General features: G+C 47.8%; 18 protein-coding genes. 10 read left to right on the top strand and 8 right to left on the bottom strand.

The features are described from left to right. Positions 1-112 precede the first annotated feature (112 nt). The 5 genes from AAX04_RS00195 to AAX04_RS00175 all read right to left on the bottom strand — a co-directional run bounded on the left by AAX04_RS00195 (position 113) and on the right by AAX04_RS00175 (position 4,634). Complete coding sequence (locus AAX04_RS00195; protein ID WP_066792698.1) at positions 113-943, bottom strand: DMT family transporter; 831 nt, start codon at positions 941-943, stop codon at positions 113-115. Positions 944-1,017: 74 nt separating this feature from the next. Beyond that, positions 1,018-2,454, bottom strand: coding sequence for a nitrite reductase (locus AAX04_RS00190; protein WP_066792583.1), 1,437 nt, complete (start codon positions 2,452-2,454; stop codon positions 1,018-1,020). Positions 2,455-2,639: 185 nt separating this feature from the next. Beyond that, positions 2,640-3,002: a 4Fe-4S binding protein gene (locus AAX04_RS00185; RefSeq protein ID WP_066792581.1), complete on the bottom strand. Its 363-nt coding sequence runs from the start codon at positions 3,000-3,002 to the stop codon at positions 2,640-2,642. A 97-nt stretch (positions 3,003-3,099) separates the two neighbouring features. Continuing rightward, a complete protein-coding gene (locus tag AAX04_RS00180) occupies positions 3,100-4,353 on the bottom strand; it encodes an SLC13 family permease (protein ID WP_066792579.1) in 1,254 nt (417 codons plus the stop codon). A 44-nt stretch (positions 4,354-4,397) separates the two neighbouring features. Next, the gene (locus tag AAX04_RS00175; protein WP_066792577.1) at positions 4,398-4,634 is read right to left on the bottom strand and encodes a hypothetical protein; all 237 of its coding nucleotides are present in this window, start codon (positions 4,632-4,634) and stop codon (positions 4,398-4,400) included. 83 nt (positions 4,635-4,717) lie between these two features. On the opposite strand from AAX04_RS00175, the gene AAX04_RS12445 reads away from it, so the two are divergent. Further along, the gene (locus tag AAX04_RS12445; protein ID WP_255363387.1) at positions 4,718-4,840 is read left to right on the top strand and encodes a hypothetical protein; all 123 of its coding nucleotides are present in this window, start codon (positions 4,718-4,720) and stop codon (positions 4,838-4,840) included. A gap of 17 nt (positions 4,841-4,857) precedes the next feature. On the opposite strand, the gene AAX04_RS00165 is transcribed toward AAX04_RS12445, so the two are convergent. From AAX04_RS00165 to AAX04_RS00155, 3 genes are all read right to left on the bottom strand, one after another. Further along, complete coding sequence (locus tag AAX04_RS00165) at positions 4,858-5,478, bottom strand: hypothetical protein (protein ID WP_066792573.1); 621 nt, start codon at positions 5,476-5,478, stop codon at positions 4,858-4,860. 378 nt (positions 5,479-5,856) lie between these two features. After that, complete coding sequence (locus tag AAX04_RS00160; protein WP_162270094.1) at positions 5,857-7,575, bottom strand: amylo-alpha-1,6-glucosidase; 1,719 nt, start codon at positions 7,573-7,575, stop codon at positions 5,857-5,859. Continuing rightward, positions 7,559-8,731, bottom strand: a complete 1,173-nt coding sequence (locus AAX04_RS00155) for an LUD domain-containing protein (protein WP_066792569.1) — start codon at positions 8,729-8,731, stop codon at positions 7,559-7,561. The genes AAX04_RS00160 and AAX04_RS00155 overlap by 17 nt, the downstream gene beginning before the upstream one ends. Before the next feature lie 134 nt (positions 8,732-8,865). Here AAX04_RS00155 and AAX04_RS00150 point away from each other — a divergent pair, with 134 nt between their 5' ends. The 9 genes from AAX04_RS00150 to AAX04_RS00110 all read left to right on the top strand — a co-directional run bounded on the left by AAX04_RS00150 (position 8,866) and on the right by AAX04_RS00110 (position 15,292). Next, on the top strand, positions 8,866-9,243 hold the full coding sequence (locus AAX04_RS00150) for a roadblock/LC7 domain-containing protein (protein WP_162270093.1): 378 nt from the start codon (positions 8,866-8,868) through the stop codon (positions 9,241-9,243). 35 nt (positions 9,244-9,278) lie between these two features. After that, a complete protein-coding gene (locus AAX04_RS00145; RefSeq protein ID WP_066792565.1) occupies positions 9,279-9,701 on the top strand; it encodes a UPF0179 family protein in 423 nt (140 codons plus the stop codon). 301 nt (positions 9,702-10,002) lie between these two features. Then, the gene (locus AAX04_RS00140; RefSeq protein ID WP_066792560.1) at positions 10,003-10,509 is read left to right on the top strand and encodes a hypothetical protein; all 507 of its coding nucleotides are present in this window, start codon (positions 10,003-10,005) and stop codon (positions 10,507-10,509) included. 105 nt (positions 10,510-10,614) lie between these two features. Next, entirely contained in the window at positions 10,615-10,836 is a 222-nt protein-coding gene (locus tag AAX04_RS00135) for a hypothetical protein (protein ID WP_066792552.1), read from the top strand. Positions 10,837-10,872: 36 nt separating this feature from the next. Continuing rightward, positions 10,873-11,217 carry a cupin domain-containing protein gene (locus tag AAX04_RS00130; protein ID WP_066792547.1) on the top strand — a complete coding sequence of 115 codons (345 nt, stop codon included), beginning with the start codon at positions 10,873-10,875 and terminating at the stop codon, positions 11,215-11,217. A 148-nt stretch (positions 11,218-11,365) separates the two neighbouring features. Then, positions 11,366-11,725 carry a hypothetical protein gene (locus AAX04_RS00125; protein WP_066792546.1) on the top strand — a complete coding sequence of 120 codons (360 nt, stop codon included), beginning with the start codon at positions 11,366-11,368 and terminating at the stop codon, positions 11,723-11,725. Positions 11,726-11,841: 116 nt separating this feature from the next. Next, entirely contained in the window at positions 11,842-13,110 is a 1,269-nt protein-coding gene (locus AAX04_RS00120) for a tRNA (N(6)-L-threonylcarbamoyladenosine(37)-C(2))-methylthiotransferase (protein ID WP_066792545.1), read from the top strand. 44 nt (positions 13,111-13,154) lie between these two features. Then, positions 13,155-14,474: a glycoside hydrolase family 76 protein gene (locus tag AAX04_RS00115; RefSeq protein WP_066792543.1), complete on the top strand. Its 1,320-nt coding sequence runs from the start codon at positions 13,155-13,157 to the stop codon at positions 14,472-14,474. Positions 14,475-14,524: 50 nt separating this feature from the next. After that, positions 14,525-15,292, top strand: a complete 768-nt coding sequence (locus tag AAX04_RS00110) for an isopentenyl phosphate kinase (RefSeq protein ID WP_066792542.1) — start codon at positions 14,525-14,527, stop codon at positions 15,290-15,292. Positions 15,293-15,343 lie beyond the last annotated feature (51 nt).

The raw sequence follows: 15,343 nt of genomic DNA, 5'->3' as shown, positions 1-15,343 counted from the left end.
CATTGTTTCAAAATTCATTAACATTAGCCGTAGTTGAGTCGTGATGCGTTAAGCTGATACATGGTGGCTTCAGGCTTACCTTTAGTCAGGTGGAGGCAAGTTAAGTTATAAGTTACAGGAATATTAGCAATATGGCTAGTACTACCACCACCGCGCCCAGTAGCCTATTGATTGTTAATCTTTCCCTACCCATTACGCTAGCCATGGCTTGAGCAATGAGTGGCATACTGCCGGTCATTATGACTGTTAAACCTAATCCTATTAGGTCGATTGAGTATGCGTATAGGGCTACACCAATGCCCAGATCAAGTATCGCCACTAGGGGTAGCCTAGTGCGTATGGTTGACTTGATGGCGCCCTTTAAATCATTATGCGTAATGTAGTTAACTATGAGGAGTATTATGCAGGCTGCCGCAACTCTGGTGAAGGCCAGCGTTATTGGGTTTAGGCCATTGACGTCGGCGACCTTAATCAGTGTTTGGCCAATGGCCCACGCCAATGATGCACCAAGTGCCAGTAAAACACCCCTAATGGTCACCCTCGATTCGCCGTGGGAAAGCAGGTAAACACCCACCACGACTAGTATGCCCGAGGCAACCTTAAGCGCTGTTAATGGTTCACCCAGCAGCGTCGCCAGTAGCACGGTAATGGGTATGTAGGTGTAGGATACCGGCGCAGCCACCGATACGCCTGAGTAGTTTATCGACATTAAATAAAGGGAGTCGCCGATGGCCAGCGACAGTAACCCACTTAATGAACCCCATACTGCGCCCACATTAAACCTGAGCAAAATGGCCGGGATCAGGAGAGCCGTGGATGCGTACAGCATTCTAAGGAAGTTAACGGTAATAGGCTTAATCCTCCTCATGAAGTCCCCGTAAGTTATAGATGCCCAAGCCCATATGAACGCCGTGGATAGTGCCGGTGCAGCATCAATAATCATAGAGATGGTTAATTGTGTCAGTAAATAAACCTGGCACCTTGAGGCTCCCACCCTAGTGGTGAGTAGGGATGGCATTAGTTGGGTCCGAAGACTGAGGAGATGCTTTTATCCGGGGCCTTAAATGAGGGTATCCTCATCGCAAGCACCTCCCTAACCTTATCGACACCAACCCTACTGATGAATTCGGTTATACTTTGGCTATTGGACTCAACATACATGTTGAGTATTAGATCAACGGCCTGCTCAGCATCCATGGGATCAATAGTACCCACCACATACCCAAGCTCAGTGGGACCGCCGCCTAGGGTTATGAGAATCCTAGTTTTAAAGCCGTATGGCTCCAGCCCTATGTCGGATACCCACGACATTCCACAGTCGTGAGTGCACCCACTAATGCCGATTCTAATGGGCCTATTAGTGCCCTTAAGGTGTATATGTATCCTTGAACCGAGGCTTGTTGTGTTAATGAGCCCAGGTGGGCATAGTTCACTACCAATGCAAGCCACTGTGGTTGGACCCTCGGTGCTGAATGGCCCCGGATCCTTAACCTCAACATCATTTAACTCACTGCTCATTACCCTCACAGGCACGTATATGGTCTGGTTATTGAAGAGTATGACGTAGCCTAACCCGTGTTTACCAGCAATGTCAGCTATCCTCTCCAATTCGCTCGACTCAACCCAACCAGTGGGATAATGGAGTTTAATCAACCTGGTGTTGATGAACCTTGGGCTTAGATCTGGTGCCGGTAGTGTTTGCTTAACTTTACCGGCAACGTCAAGTATCATGCTCCTAACCCTATCTATACCGTACTTAGCCACAACCCACTTAAACCCACGTCTCTCACCCTCCCTCTTAAAGACCTCAATTGCACCAACTATTATTGGCAGGAGATCCTCCGCCTTAACTCCTGAGAACATTAATTTAGCTGAGAAGGCATGTTCCCCAATACCACCACCCACGTAGACGTCGAAGGTGTCGCGGCCCTTAGCCACTATACCCACGTCCTGGGCCACTGGGATGGCGCAGGCCCTCTCACAGGCGGATATGGAGATCTTAAACCTATGGGGCATTGCTGATGGGCCCTCATACTCAGCCTTATACCTAAAGTAGTCACCTATGAATTTTGACAATGCCTCAGCGTTTACCTGGGCGAGGGGGCAGTGGTTGCTTGGGCATGGGATTGGGTTCCGCACGGAATTTCCACAGGAGTCCCTGGGGTCTAGGTTCACGGCCTTAAGCCTAGAGACTACTTCATCGAAGAGCCTGTAATTAACCTTAAATATCTCCACGTCTCCTCTAGTCCCAAGCATAACCCTCCCATCACCATACCTCCTGGAGACCTCGGCCAAGGTCCTCAGTTGATCGGTGAACCACTTGCTGGGATCTCTACCAACACCCTGCCTAATCCTAACCGAAACCCATGGGTTATCACCACGATTCTTATAGATGCCTTCATGTCTCCTTGGATAAATAATTTTATGAATATCGGAGTACTTGAACCCACTCATATGGGAGGTTAGGTCAGGCATCTTAATAACCCTATGCCATGTTACGTGGATGTCTTTTAGGGAACTGATTAGTAACATTTAACTTAAAGTTGATGCATAAGTAAGGTGCAATTCTGAGAATTAACTTAAATCAATGTTAGGTAACAAGGAGATTATTTAAGATATTTGATTAACCACCATCCCCTCTAAGCAGCCCTAGCTGGCTTGCCGGTTATGCCGAATTTCTTAGCCCACTCCTCGAATACCTTCTGCTCCTCCGGAGTTAATTCATGGCTGAACCTGTACCAGTTATCCTTAGGCTTAGCCGTGTTAGGTGCCTCTGGTGTCTTCCATATGCAGTTCACTGGGCATACTGGTATGCAGCTGAAGTCGTCAATGCACCAGTCCCATATTAACCTGGCTTTACCGTTCTCATCAAGCTCCCACGCATTTGTTGGACATACGGAGACGCAGGCGCCGCAGCCAATGCATATGTCTTGGTCATCAATAACCCTCACGTACTTCCTTAAACCCTCAGGTGTGGTTGGTATTTCACTGCGCCTAGACATACCACCACCGGCTGGATTCACCCAACACATCTTATACACTTTACCATAGGTACTCCTTACGTGGATTCTACTTAACAGTCCACGTAGATTCACACGCCTATATAATGTTGAGGTACACGTAGTAGATTAGGGCGTTAACCAGCGTAACCGGTATGCCGTACATCAAGAACTCGAGGTAGCTTAGGCGTGGCCCACCCCTCTTCTCACTAGCCTGTAGTATTATTATATTGCTGGCAGCCCCTATTAAGGTTAAGTTGCCGGCTATGGTACTTGCAGCCGCCAAACCAACCCAAGCAACCACATTGCCTGGCCCAAGGCCCAGCCCCCTCATTAGTGGTAGGTATAGGGCAACCATGGGTACATTGCTTATGACCTGGCTAAGTAGTATACTAGCCGTGAATATGCCCCACAGTGTTGTTGGGGCTGGTAGTAGGTGAGCCAGGTAACTTAAGACACCGGACGTGTAGGCCCCCTCACTAACTATGAAGAGGGCTATGAAGAACACTATGGTTTGCCAATCCAAGTTACTTAACACCTCATTCCTCCTACCGCTTAATGTGTAAATCACAGTGGCCCCAATTAAAGCGACCAATGCGGCATCCAGATTAAGCCCCATTAAGTCGGTTAACACCAGTGTTAGGACTATTAGGGCTAGGACCACTAGGGCTAGGTTGGATAGGGCGGGGTCACTTATCCTTACGTTAAGCCCCTTAACCTCAAGGTCATCCATGGCGTTCCTCCTGAAGAGGAGGAGCATTATGGCGTATGTGGCGGCTAGGTTGATTAAAGTTGGGATTGCCAGGTACCTCACGAAGTTTATGAAGGGTTTAGGTATACCCGACTCGATGGCTATGAGGAGGTTCTGCGGGTTGCCTATCGGCAGCATTACGGAGCCTATGGTGACTCCGTAGGCCAGTGCGTAGAGGAGTGGCTTAACGTCAATGTTCCTAGCTACCTTACTGCTCTCAGTTATCATTGGCGTGAAGCTGGCGGCTAAGCCATCATTTGAGATGAACATGCCTAACACGGCTGATGTTAGGAAGACCTTACCTATTAGGCTGTACATCCTCCTAGTTGATGAAACTAACCTGTAGGCTACGTAGGATAGGAAGCCGCTAACCTCAAGGGCTGAGGCTATTGTGAATAGGGAGAATAGGAATAGGATGACGTTGAGGTTAATTGAACTCAAGGCCTCGCTGGGGGTGACGACACCAGTCCCTATCATTATTGATGCCCCTATTAGCATCGCTACCCAGGCGGGTACATCAATCCTCCTTGAAACCCCCCTAAGCGCTATCAGGCTGTAGGTGATTATTAACGCTATTGAGGCCGCTATGAGCCTATACATCATGCCAATGCCCAAGTGACATATGCTTTATAAAACTATGCCCATGGCTAGTATGAGGCAGTTGCCTTACCCTTCAGTAGTGAGTACAGGAAGTCCAATGCGCTTGACCAGTCCAAGACCTCCTCATCGTAGTTAACATGTCTCATTAAAATCACCCTCTTCCTTATGGCTACACTCAAGCCGCATTCACTGCAGTACAACTGAACGTACTTACCATACTCCCTTAACGTTAACCTACTACCGCAACGGGGGCAGGTTAGGGTTAGTTTAATTTCAAAGGCCATTGCTTATTAACTGGGTTAAGAATTATCAGGCTAATAGTTATTTTAACCATTACACTGAAGTAGGCCTTAATTGCCTGAGTAATGTGGATAAGTACACTAATAGTTTTAGGGATAACCCATGGATAGTCATAATTAGGGAGCACCCAACTAATGCAGAGCGCCTTAGGCATTACGGCGTTAAGGTCAGGCAGTTAAACGCAAACTAACCTAACCCATGAACCTACTAATACATGAATAATTGCCTCCTCTCATCTATCTTGAGGAACAGTATGACCAGTGGCTGCTGTGACCTGGCAATGTCACTAACCCTGGAAACCACGTATGACAGTACATTGGGGTCACTTGTCTTAATCATTTCACGGACCTTGGTCACGCCGTATAGGTCTATTAACTCCCTTAGGAACTGCACGGTTAGGTAATTGGAGACTGCATCAATACCACATATTTCGTTGTTTTCAATTAAGGCCCTCCTAATGATCCTACTTATTTTACCCACCACCCTCTTGCCAATCATCTTTAGGTCATCTAGGTCTGCGGCCTCCTGCATCTCCTGGTCCTCACGGAACATTAACTTAACCCTCTGCCTCCACTTAACTATCCATAGGCTAACCCACTCATTAATGAAATCACTTAGCTTACCCCTCCTATAAAGTCTACATAGGTAGTTCAGGGACCCACCCCCGTGGAGAGTCCTGATGTAGATTATGAAGTCGTCCTTAGCAAAGGATGCTAATACCCTAATCTCGTTAGGGCTTATGTTTTGAATATTATTAACTAAATCATCCATTATCAACTGGTTAATCGCGTTCTCCAGTTCACCCCTATCGCAGGTGTGGGTGCTCACAATTCCCGCCTCCTCTTTAGAATTCAGAGGAGGGGGTGTTAATAAAGGTTATTCAGTATGTATCTATTAAGCCCTATTTAGCTTCTTTAAATTAGCAAAGATGCCATAACGATTTAAGTAAAGGGAATTTCAGCCTGTAACATTTTACATGACTATATCATTGTTTTTGATTACCTCTAAGTCTCTTTAATGCTGTTAAGTAGGTGGCGGAGGGTTTATAATGTGTTTCTTTCGGATTTTTAATTGGAGAGTGCCACTGTGAAGCCGATGAGCAGTCGCGAGGCAGAGGGAGACACCCAATGAAACTCCCCCGTGTCCTCGAAGGGAGTCAGCCCCGTAGACGGCACTGGGAGGGAAAAAGAGCGATGAAGCCAAGCTCTAGGAACCCGCCTCGCTAATAACCATATCTAACACTAACGTTGACCAGCCGAAGTCAGTTGCACCCATTGGCTCACCGGTGCGGCTGTTGTAATTTTCATTACACGTCATGCTACTGCTCATCACCTCAATAACCCTATTAAGCAGTCTCGAAGCCTCATTGAAGTAGCCGTAGTTCCTTAACCCATGGTAGGTGAACCAGACTAGGTTTAACCAGGCCCTACCCCTCCAGTAGCCTGTTGGGTCGTAGGTCTTCTCATCAGCACTGACGCTGGGTAACGGGAATGTGGTCCAAAACTCCCTCACATTGAACAAGTGGCTAACCAGCCTCTCCGCCTGCTCAGCCGTTGCCACCCCGGCGAATAGGGTTAAGAAAGCCGCAGGTGTCTTAACCTTAATCAACCTGTGGTCCTCCTCGTAGGCGTCGTAGAAGAAGCCATCCACATCACTCCACATGACCCTCCTTATGGATTCAGCGGTCTTATCAGCTAAGTCATCGTACTCATCGGCAAGCCCAGGATCACCAAGCCTTCTAGCCAACTTTGCGATAACCCTCCTTTGAAGGTAAATCAGGCTGTTTAGATCAACAGCCTCCACCGGGGCCATGGTTAATTTACCGTACTTCCCATAACGCCCAGGGTTAGCCTTAAACATGCCTATAGCCTCATCCCACCTGGGGCTATCATCCCAGCCACTCTCCAAGGGGTCAAGGTAAGAGTACAGGTAATCCGAGTCAACGTCCCTACCAGCCCTAAACCACTCATCATACTTAACCAGCACCTTTAAGGCCCTCTCAGCGAACTCGCTGTTCCAGGCTTTAGAGAGCACCGCGTCAACCGCAACGGCCAGGACTGGGGGTTGGGTTGTCCAGGGTGAGTAATCGTCAATGCCCCAGAAGGATCTACAGGCCTCCTTCGACATGAATATTTCATGCGGTATCCTACCATCAGGCTTCTGGTTTAGGAGTAGATTCTCTAACTCCTCCATGGCTGTTCTCGGGTCGTAGTGCCTCAACACTATTGCGTGGAATGATGAGTCCCACAGCCACTGGTGCCTAAAAACGTACTTACTGGGCATGTTGAATGGCAACCTTAGCGCTGGGTGGTTCTTAACGACGCACCTATTGGTCAATATAACGTACCAGCACAGTCTCATTAAATCAGTCCTTAAATACCGTCCATCAACGCCGTTCATCAGTGCATTTAGCCAATACCTCCTCCTAGTCTCAACGTAGCCCTCATCCCTTAGCGCACTGTCAATGCTATTTACGTAATCTCCCCCGGCGAAGGCAACCTTAAACTCACCACTGGTGTTGACCTTAATCTCAAAGCCATCGCCGGCTATGTTGACTTCGACTCCTTGACTTGGCTTAATCCTAAATACGCCACCCTCATGCTTAACGTCAATCGACCCATCATTAAGCTCGTTAGCACCACCGAAGCCCCTAACCTTAAACATACCCTTAAGGGTTCCATTATAACCCCTCAGCACGTATATTGCTAAGTCACCGTAGATTGAGGCGAATTCACTGGCCCCGTTACCCCAACGCCTCCTTACACCTCCAAAGTCCCATACACTACTTAGTAGTTTACCGGCTTCACCAATTAATCCACCCTCAACATACTCACCGTAGAAGATCCTACCTAACCCTATTCCATCCCTATTCATCACTATTGACATTATGTTACCTGAAATCTCATTCTTACCGGCGATCCTCATGAACCATCCCCCCATTGCCCATTAGTCTCACGTACCTGGCCTTAATGCCTTGGATGATTTCAGGTATGTTTATCTTCATTGGGCAGGCCTCGCGGCATGTACCCGCGTGCATGCAGAGCATTGCGTGTGGACCTGCCTTCTCTATTCCGTAAACTATGGCCGTCCACATGACCCCCATTGGCCCTACGTAGGGTGACTCCCCCCATGAACCATCCAGTGCCCTGTAGACTGGGCAGTGGAAGTGGCACCTACCGCACCTTATGCATAGTAGGGCCTCCCAGAGCAGTTCATCCTTAGCAGCCTTAGACCTACCGTTGTCAAGTAGAATAACGTGAACCTCCCTAGGCCCATGGGATGGGGATACCCTGGTCTGTTCAACATCAGCGGTTGATGATGGGCCAGCCACCAGGTTAACGTAAGTTGGTGGATATAGGCCGGCGTAGGCGCTTTGAACAAGGACCTCCATCATTGCATGGTGAAGAGTCGGCACAATCTTCTCAATACCCGTCAGCACTATATGGACTGGTGGTGACACGGTGGTGAACCTTATGTTACCCTCATTCTCAATCAACAGCACAGCCCCCGTATCAGCAGCAACCGCATTGGCCCCAGTTATCCCGAAGTCCGCCCTAAAGAACTTATCCCTAAGAAACCTCCTGGCCGCCTGGGCTATCTCCGAGGGATCAGCCTTAACGTTAATGCCAAGTTTCCTTTTAATCACCTCAGCAGCCCTCTCCCTAGTCATGTGGAGCGCCGGGGCTACTATGTGCGTTGGCTTATCCCCAGTCAACTGGAGGAGGAATTCACCTAGGTCGGTTTCCCAAACCTCATTACCAATGCTGGTTAAGTACTCCCTAAGCCCAATCTCAGCCCCAACCATGGTCTTACCGAGGACTATCACCTTACCCTTACCCACAATACCACTGATTATACTCCTGGCCTCCTCACCATCCCTAGCCAGGTAAGCCCTAGCCCCAATGGCCTCAAGGGACTTAATGGTCTTATCGACGTAGTAATCGAGATTTCTAATGACCTCCTCCTTAGCCCTCCTGAGCTCTTTGGCTAGTTCAGTTACGTAGGGGTACTTCTCAAGTATACTCATAGTCCTAGGTACGTTGGCCTCAACCGCCCTCTTAATCGCCTCATCAACCCCCATTTAACCTCACTAACTCCAGTACAGCCTGGTTACTCCTTATTAAACACTAACACTGTTGGGTTAATTTAGGGTGCACACTAGGTCATGGAGGCATCTTTAAAAAGGCTATTTTTGACGAGCAATTAATGTCACCAATGAATATAATTGGTCAGGGTGTCGGCAGCATTGATATTGACCTAATTAATAGTGTCAAGGCCAGGCTTAAGAATCTTGTGGGAATCTACGTGGCTAGCCTAGACGGCCTTCTGGTTAGCTACATTGGTGCAGGGGATCCTGATAAGTGGGCTGCCTTAACCGCCACCCTGGCTGCCTTGGGTAGTACTTACGTTAAGGAGATGTCTAACCTAATGGCAGGTAACCACAGGCATATTTACACCTTAATACAGTCGGATAAAGGTTTCATAATAAACTTCAGGCTTAACGACTACGCCGTAACCATCATCGATGACAACCCTGATGAGTTAAACATGGCCGTGGCGTTAATAACCAGTTCCTTAACTGGTAAACGGTGATTAACGCTTTTTAATCTACCCAGCTATAATCCGCAGTGGCCATAGTTACATTAGTGAGTAAACCACAGGCCAGGGTTAATGGAAGCTTCAGGGTATTTAAGATACCTGAGGATTGCGGCAGGTGCAAGTTATACGACATATGTATGGGTAGGTTGAAGCCAGGTAGGGTTTATAGGATAATTGAGGTGAGGCCACTTAAGTACCCGTCACCATACAGGTGCCTACTCAACGGCGATGAAATGGTGCCCGTGGTCGTGGAAGAGGAGAACCTGATACTACCAGTTAAGTTACCCTACGTAATTGAGGGGGTTGTGACCTCCTTCGACAAGTCATGGTGCACCTGCTACCCATGCCCCACTGGGGCATTACCAAGTAAGGTTAAGGTTGTTAAGGTGATTGAGCGGAGGCAGTGCGGCAACGAGCAGTTCTTCATAGTTGAGGCAAAGCCCCTGGATTAAAAATGCTAAGGGGTTGAGCTTAAGTTAGGGCGATTAAATCCTTATTAAGAATTGGGCTGTTTCGGTTTTCATAATCATTTTGTAGTGTTTATTTCTGTTGATGGTTAATCTCCGGTTAGGTTTTTAACCTAACCTTAACACTCTTAATTGTGCCCCTGGGATCCCAAGACCCACAGAGGCTGGGAACCCTCGGCGACGGGCGGGGAGCCACTACGGTAAGCAGCCCCAGGAAGACCACCAAGAAGAGGACGGTAGAGGCATCAAGCCTCCACCACCTCCAGAGAGACGGTGAGGTAACTTAATGTCGGAGAGGGTTAAGCCTATTTACGCTAAGGGTTTCTTCAGCATGGATACGCAGGGGGTTGTTAAGCAGTACACGGTCTTCTTCTACACAGACCCTGACCACTACTATGCAGGCTTATCCAAGGAGGAGCTTAAGAGGGAGCTTAACATGCTGAGACGTAACATGCAGCAGTTCCTAGATGAGGAGGTTATCAGGATTAATGGGGAGAGGGTGAGGGCTAGGGTCATTCACGTTAACGTCGGTTTAATGACCATAAGCACACCATTCATAGAATTCCTAATAACCTTCAGGGGTCCTTTAAGGAGTGGTTTAAACACCTACGATGATGAATATGAGGAGGAGGTCACAGAGTACCCCTACGACATACTTTGGTGGCTACCTGGTAAGGTGGTTGAGGTTCGCATGCCAGGTGACATTAACGTCATGGGCAACATACTCCTGGCGAGGGTTGGAAGTGGCATTAGGGTTGGTGGTAAAGAGTCGATAAGCTTCATAGTTAATTAAAACGATGCTTAAGTAGCGTACTGTTAATGCATGTGATATTACTTCAGTATTTCCTGTTAGATATGGTGACGATAGCCTTAAATATCACCAAAGGGTCACCGACACATGGCCATAATACTGTATTGCGTAAACTGCGGCAGGGTTGTAATGGTCTTTAGGAGATTAAGACCCTATAGTGAGGTCTGGGAGCTACTCATTAAGAGGACGGGTGGGAGGTGCCCATACTGCGGCTACAGGTTTAATCAGCTTGACGTTAGACACGTGAGCTATAGTATTGGGGATAGGGTGAGTAGGGGCATGGAAATTGTCAACCAAGCGAAGCTGTGAGGTTAAGTTTAATTGCCTGCACTGGGCCCACTAAAAATGCCGTTGTACAGGTTAGGCAGCATTAAGGGGGAGGCGGTTAATGAACTAACCACAAGGAAGTATATTAATGGTGAGAGGGTTACCATAGCCCACTTCACCTTTAAGAAGGGGGCTAGGGTGAGGAGGCATTCCCACATCAATGAGCAATTCTCGATAGTACTGACGGGTAGGTTAAGGTTCAGGGTTGGTGATGAAGAGTACGTGGCAAGTGATGGTGATGTGGTTTACATACCACCCAACGTGGAGCACGAGGTTGAGGTACTTGAAGACTCAATAGTAATAGATGTCTATAGTCCAATTAGGGAGGATTGGCTTAGGGGTGAGGACAAGTACTTGAGGTAGCTGAGTAAGCGACCTTATAATGTTAAAATTTAACCTAAGATAATGTAAAAATATGCTTGCTGTTAGGCCTAGAATAAAATCAGTAACTATTTTTGCCTAAGATAAAAACAGCGAAAACCTTAAATTAGCATAAACCACAGGCACGTGTATGTCGGCTATTAGATTTGCAAATAGCCCAGAATCATTAAGCACAATCCTTGGCGAGGTCAGTAATGTCTTTGGCCACGTGTATAGGAGTATCTTGGCCTCACCCAGTGGTGTCTTCATCTTCTTCATAGCCCTTCCCAATAGGCCCGGTGCCTTGGCGAGGCTAGCCTCCTCACTTGCTGAACTGGGCCTAAACCTAGTCCTAACATACCTATATACCGTGAGCGAAGACTTAGCAATGGCACTGTTAATCTATGAGGCCAAGGATGGCTTGTTCGAAAAGGCCGTGGACGAGTTGAGAAAAGGAGGCGCAGTGGTCAGGGAGGCTTATGAAGTTAAGGTTACAAGGTCTATAAAGTAATGCTCCTTGTAAGGATAAAGGCAATAAAGCTATTTAACGCCATTGTTTAAGTCAGAGTCGACTTGCCGTTAACCCTACTGTCAAGTTTTTTAAAGCTGGTTTAGGCATGTGGTAACGTGCCCACGTACTATATCGAGACCTACGGCTGCTGGCTTAACAAGGCCGACTCAGCCTTGATAGAGGAGGATTTGGGTAAGATGGGGTACGTTAAGGTTGACGACCCAGTTAAGGCTGATTTAATAGTGATTAATACATGCGCAGTTAGGGAGGATTCAGAGGCTAGGGAGCTTAAGGCTATTGAGAGGTACTACAGGTTAGGTAAGAGACTGATGGTAGCCGGGTGCCTAACTAAGGCCAGACCCAGTGAGATAGTGAAGATAGCCCCCAACGTCCAGCTACTAACGCCTAACGCTGTTGAGAACGCTGCAAGGGTTCTTCAGGGTGGTGAGGAGCCGAGTGAACGCACCATGGCTAGGATACCCCAGTTCAATGGGATTGGACACATTTACGTGGTGCCCATTCAAGTTGGTTGCCTAGGTAACTGCACATACTGCGTGGTCAAGTACACGAGGGGTGGTATGGGTTGGGTTAGGAGCGCTGACCTAGGCATGGTTAAGGAGTACGTAGCTAAGGCCGTGGCCAGGGGTGCTAGGGAAATTTACCTAACTGGACAGGAGGTTTCAGCGTACGGTAAGGATAAGGGCTACGATTTGGTCGACCTACTTGAGTCAATACTAAAGGGCGTGGATGGAAGGTACCTGATTAGGCTTGGCATGCTCGAGCCCCTTGAACTTGAAAGAATAATACACAGGCTAATTGACGTTATTAAGAGTGACTGGAGAGTCTACAGGTTCTTCCACATACCAGTCCAAAGCGGCAGTAATAGGGTTCTTAGGTTAATGAGGCGTAAGTACGATGTGGATCTGTTTAAATGGGAGGTTAACCTGATTAGGAGGAGTTTCCCAACAACCTTCATAGCCACCGACATTATAGTTGGGCACCCTGGGGAATCTGAGGAGGATTTTGAGGAGAGCGTTAGGCTTGTTAAAGATTTGAGCATAGATAAGGTTCACGTGGCCAGGTATAGCCCAAGGCCATTCACCGAGGCGGCGTATATGAGGCAAATCCCTGACCAGGTTAAGAAGCAGAGGAGCAGCACCCTCAGTAAGGTTGCCCTTGAAGTGGCTTATTCAAGGAACCTCCAGTACGTTGGTGGGGTTTACGAGGGCATTGTAAGCTCGGTGGGGTTTAGGGGTAAGGGCCTAATGGTTAGGTTAATGGACTATAGACCCGTGGTTGTTGAAAAGGGCTTCCTAGGCTCCTTCACCAAGGTTAAGGTGACCGACGCCACACCAATAAACCTGGTGGGTGAGGTTCTGGAGTAGCTTAGGTTGCAGATTTTTAAGTGCAGGGTTAACTAAACCAGCACATGGGTAACAGCAAGATACGTAACACTTCCCTCACATTAAAGATAGTTGCGTCAATAATATTGACGCTGCTAGCTGCATACACATCAATGGGGCTTGTTAAGGCTACCGAAACTAATAATACCTATGTACCATCAAGCTTAAGGGAGTTATACGCCAAGAGGGCTGTTGAAACATTTAATTCACTTCAGGCCCATTACTACTTAAGTGGGTTAAACCTGTACAGAGGCTTAACATGCGGCAAGTACAGCTGTCTTTGGACATACTCCCAGGTAATGTCGGCTGTGGTCTACCTGGCATTAACCCCAGGCCTAGGCAACTTCACGACACTTTTCAGCAGTTACTACTCGGGTTTAAGCCATTACGCTAACCCCATAAATCCCTTATCAGGGTACGAGTCAACGGTAACACCACCACTGGGTCCAGGTGGAGACACTTATTACGATGATAATGAGTGGGTTACCTTAGCCCTAATAGACATGTACCTGATCACCAACAACACAAGTTACCTTAATAGGGCTGAGGAGCTATTCAACTTCATAATCAGCGGGTGGAGCAGCAACTCATCGTTAAGATGCCCAGGCGGTATATACTGGAGGGTTGGTGACCTATCGAGAAACACATGCTCAAACTCACCGGCAGCCGAGGCTGCGGCTGAGCTGTATTTAATAACTGGTGACCAGAGTTACCTTAGGTGGGCGATTAGGATACTCAACTGGGTTAACAAGTGTCTAGGTTCACCAAGCCACCTCTATTACGACCACATAAACCCAGACGGAACCATTGACGAGACCATTTGGAGCTACAACCAGGGCACCACAGCAGCGGCCGCAGTATCAATATACGAGGCCACTCACAACGAGTCTTACCTGAAGTTAGCTGAGGACTCGGCTTACTCATCACTAAGCTACTTCAGCCAAGGTGCCATATACTCCCAGCCACCTGAATTTAACGCAATATACTTCAGAAGTATCAGGAAGGTTATTACCATAAGTAACAACAATACGTTAGCCAAGATGTACTGGAACCTTCTACTTCAGTACGTTAACAACACCTGGTTAACCTATAGGGATCAGGAAACCGGCCTAATAACCATGGGTCAACCCCTAAGCTCAGTGAACCCAGATGATGTGGAAATATGGACCGCGGCAATGGTTCAACTATACTCACTAATAGCGGGTGCCCAGCAACCGGCGCTTACCCCCATTAAGGCGCCTAGGCCTTCTCAGGCGTGGTTAACCACATCAACAACCCTAGTATTGATACTAGTAGCGGCCATAGCCATTGCAATTTACCTAATCCTCAAGGGGGTTAAACATTAACGGGAAGCGCATGGTGAATTGTTTAAAAGCTAGGCCTTAGAACAGCCTCAATGATCATCATTAAAATTGGGGGGTCGGCGTTCAGCAATAAGACTATTCCGCTATCATTCAACGAGGCACCAATACGAAGGTTAGCACTACTAATAAGGTCCCACGGCATGGTGCCGGTGATTGTACATGGTGGTGGTTCATTTGCCCACCCCGTGGCTAAGGCCTATGGGTTGGATAGGGGTATTAGGGATGAGGGGCAGTTGATAGGGGTGGCCTTAACCTCACTAACCTTAACCATGCTTAACGGGAGGATAACATCAATATTCTCAAGCGTTGGGTTACCAACATACACCCTAAGGACAGGGGCTGTGTTTATGCGTAGTGGGCGGGAACCTAGGTTAAGTGACGACGCAGTCCACCTAATGAGGAGACTGGTTAGCATGAGTGTCATACCCATGTTGTACGGTGACGTTATAATTGACGATGAACTTGGCTTTAGCATACTCAGTGGTGACGACATAATGGTTGAGTTAGCTAGGGCGCTTAAGCCAAGTAAGGCATTATTCCTAATGGACGTTGACGGCGTCTACACGAAGGGACCTGGTAGGGGTGAGTTGATTAGGGTGTTTAAGCCAAGCATGAGGGTTGCCTATGGTAACAGTGGCATAGACGCCACAGGAGGATTAGCGAATAAGTTAACCAGCGCAATTAAGATATCCAGCCTAGGCGTAGAGACATACCTATGCTCAATTAACGACGGGGAATCAATAAGCCGCGTACTAAGCGGCATCAAGCCCATGAGGTGCACTAAGGTTGAGGCTGATTAGCTTAACCACTTCATGAATTACCATAGCGCAGGTAATCTAAATGGAGAGAAG

It is taken from the genome of Caldivirga sp. MU80, assembly GCF_001663375.1.
Classification (GTDB): domain Archaea; phylum Thermoproteota; class Thermoprotei; order Thermoproteales; family Thermocladiaceae; genus Caldivirga.
The sequence above is the reverse complement of the archived record's forward strand: the minus strand, read 5'-3'. Positions and strand labels throughout refer to the sequence as shown.

What these genes read in the sequence shown, in the direction of transcription:
- AAX04_RS00175 (WP_066792577.1), bottom strand. Translation starts at nt 4,634, where the DNA reads ATGGCCTTTGAAATTAAACTAACCCTAACCTGCCCCCGTTGCGGTAGT.
- AAX04_RS00150 (WP_162270093.1), top strand. Translation starts at nt 8,866, where the DNA reads ATGAATATAATTGGTCAGGGTGTCGGCAGCATTGATATTGACCTAATT.
- AAX04_RS00130 (WP_066792547.1), top strand. Translation starts at nt 10,873, where the DNA reads ATGCCGTTGTACAGGTTAGGCAGCATTAAGGGGGAGGCGGTTAATGAA.
- AAX04_RS00180 (WP_066792579.1), bottom strand. Translation starts at nt 4,353, where the DNA reads ATGATGTATAGGCTCATAGCGGCCTCAATAGCGTTAATAATCACCTAC.
- AAX04_RS00135 (WP_066792552.1), top strand. Translation starts at nt 10,615, where the DNA reads ATGGCCATAATACTGTATTGCGTAAACTGCGGCAGGGTTGTAATGGTC.
- AAX04_RS00185 (WP_066792581.1), bottom strand. Translation starts at nt 3,002, where the DNA reads ATGTCTAGGCGCAGTGAAATACCAACCACACCTGAGGGTTTAAGGAAG.
- AAX04_RS00115 (WP_066792543.1), top strand. Translation starts at nt 13,155, where the DNA reads ATGGGTAACAGCAAGATACGTAACACTTCCCTCACATTAAAGATAGTT.
- AAX04_RS00155 (WP_066792569.1), bottom strand. Translation starts at nt 8,731, where the DNA reads ATGGGGGTTGATGAGGCGATTAAGAGGGCGGTTGAGGCCAACGTACCT.
- AAX04_RS00140 (WP_066792560.1), top strand. Translation starts at nt 10,003, where the DNA reads ATGTCGGAGAGGGTTAAGCCTATTTACGCTAAGGGTTTCTTCAGCATG.
- AAX04_RS00160 (WP_162270094.1), bottom strand. Translation starts at nt 7,575, where the DNA reads ATGAGGATCGCCGGTAAGAATGAGATTTCAGGTAACATAATGTCAATA.
- AAX04_RS00190 (WP_066792583.1), bottom strand. Translation starts at nt 2,454, where the DNA reads ATGAGTGGGTTCAAGTACTCCGATATTCATAAAATTATTTATCCAAGG.
- AAX04_RS00195 (WP_066792698.1), bottom strand. Translation starts at nt 943, where the DNA reads ATGATTATTGATGCTGCACCGGCACTATCCACGGCGTTCATATGGGCT.
- AAX04_RS00125 (WP_066792546.1), top strand. Translation starts at nt 11,366, where the DNA reads ATGTCGGCTATTAGATTTGCAAATAGCCCAGAATCATTAAGCACAATC.
- AAX04_RS00110 (WP_066792542.1), top strand. Translation starts at nt 14,525, where the DNA reads ATGATCATCATTAAAATTGGGGGGTCGGCGTTCAGCAATAAGACTATT.